Source organism: Anaerobutyricum hallii DSM 3353, from assembly GCF_000173975.1.
In the GTDB taxonomy this organism is placed as follows: Bacteria; Bacillota; Clostridia; order Lachnospirales; family Lachnospiraceae; genus Anaerobutyricum; species Anaerobutyricum hallii.
Window position 1 is genome coordinate 1 of the sequence record NZ_ACEP01000163.1, and the last position, 1,648, is coordinate 1,648.

Genomic DNA, 1,648 nt, shown 5'->3' on the forward strand with positions numbered 1-1,648 from the left:
GTATCACAGGGCGTCAAATATATGCCAAAATGTTCCTTGATAATAAAATATTGCTAAAATAGTGTTTTGAGGGATGCAAAATCTACCCTTTTGAGAGATGAATTTTCCTATTTTTTCTCATTTGGGCAGACTTCTCCCTTTAGTTTTAAAATTCGTTTTAAATTGACTGCAAATATTGATACTGCTCCTTGAAGTTGCATGTTTGATAGTCCAGCAGCATCACAACGACTATATCCGTGTATATTTTTTAATTCACTATTTTTTGCCTCTATCATATAGCGGGTTTTGAAACGTTCCTTGAAATATTGTGTTTTTTGAAACGCCTCTTGATTTTTATGATAATCCGATTTAATAGTGATACTATACGTTTTGGTTTTTGCATTTTCTTTATAGCAGCCATTACGATAAGGACAGACATGGCATTTATTAATATCGAAAAAATATTTGATACGTGTATTCTTTTTCTGATTACTACGTTTGTCAATTCGATATTTTATAGCCAAATGCCCTGCTGGGCACTGCATGGTATCCGCATCTTTATTAAAGATAAAGCCGTCCTCTGAACGAGTCCCTTTTATGATGCTCGGGTTAAGCTTTGAAATTAATTTATAGTCATTGCTTTGTGCATCTTTTAAATTTTCCAGTGTGGAATATGCGGTATCTGCTATTACTTCATTAACGGTTGCACCTGCTGCTTTACTTTTTTGAACCAGTACTGGAAGTTCCTGACCATCAAATGCTTCGCCGGATGTGATTGTTGCTGCAGTGATAATCCGTTCATCTGTCATGGCCAAATGAGTTTTGTATCCGTAAAAAGAAGAATTGACCGTTTTATGGCCAATCCGGGCATCCGGGTCAATGGATTGATCATAACAATCAATCTGATTATCCAAAATTTCGGATAACATAGAAGATTCTTCTTTAATCGTTGGCAGTTCTGAATACGGACTTTCCTGAACTGTGTTTAATAATTCATGACAGTATTCATTATACTCATCTAAAGAAGCTCGTTTTTCAGGTTCATCTGGCAGATAAATGTCTTTATCAGAATCTTTTAAAGCTACTTTTAAAGAAGTAGAGGCTTTTTTCAACATTTCTCTCTGAGTAGTTTTATGATAACGGGCTTCTGTATGAGTTGAGTCAACAATTATAGTATTGCTTTTTAAAACACCTTGATTTATGGCAAGTTCTACACTTTTATTTATGAGCAGATCAAGTATATTTTCATCTTTTAAACGCTGCTTTCTGAATTTGGTTAAAAGACTAGGATGGATAACCTCTTCTTCTGGCGTTAATTCCAGAAAATATTTAAAAGACATATCATATCGTGATCTTTCAACAACACCATTATCAGAAAGGTTATAAAGATATTTTAAAAGCAGATATTTAAATAGCAATATAGGATTTTTTGCATTACGTCCATTATCAAGGCAATATTTATTTTTTAATTCATCATATATAAAAGAAAAATCGACCAATTCCCTGATTTTTCTTAGAATATGATCTTTTGGAACAATCATGTCATATAAATCTGAATAATAACTAAGGCTAAGTTTAAGTTGGGATGATAACATTTCAACCTCCGACAATTATGATACCTTAATTATATCAGATATATGATTTTACGACCACTTTTTCAGTGGCGTCC

The 1,648-nt window shown here is 33.1% G+C and carries 1 protein-coding gene; it reads right to left on the minus strand.

Annotated elements, in window-relative coordinates:
* Window positions 1–107: 107 nt before the first annotated feature.
* Window positions 108–1,574: an IS1182 family transposase gene (locus EUBHAL_RS13900; protein WP_044923714.1), complete on the minus strand. Its 1,467-nt coding sequence runs from the start codon at window positions 1,572–1,574 to the stop codon at window positions 108–110.
* Window positions 1,575–1,648: the final 74 nt, after the last annotated feature.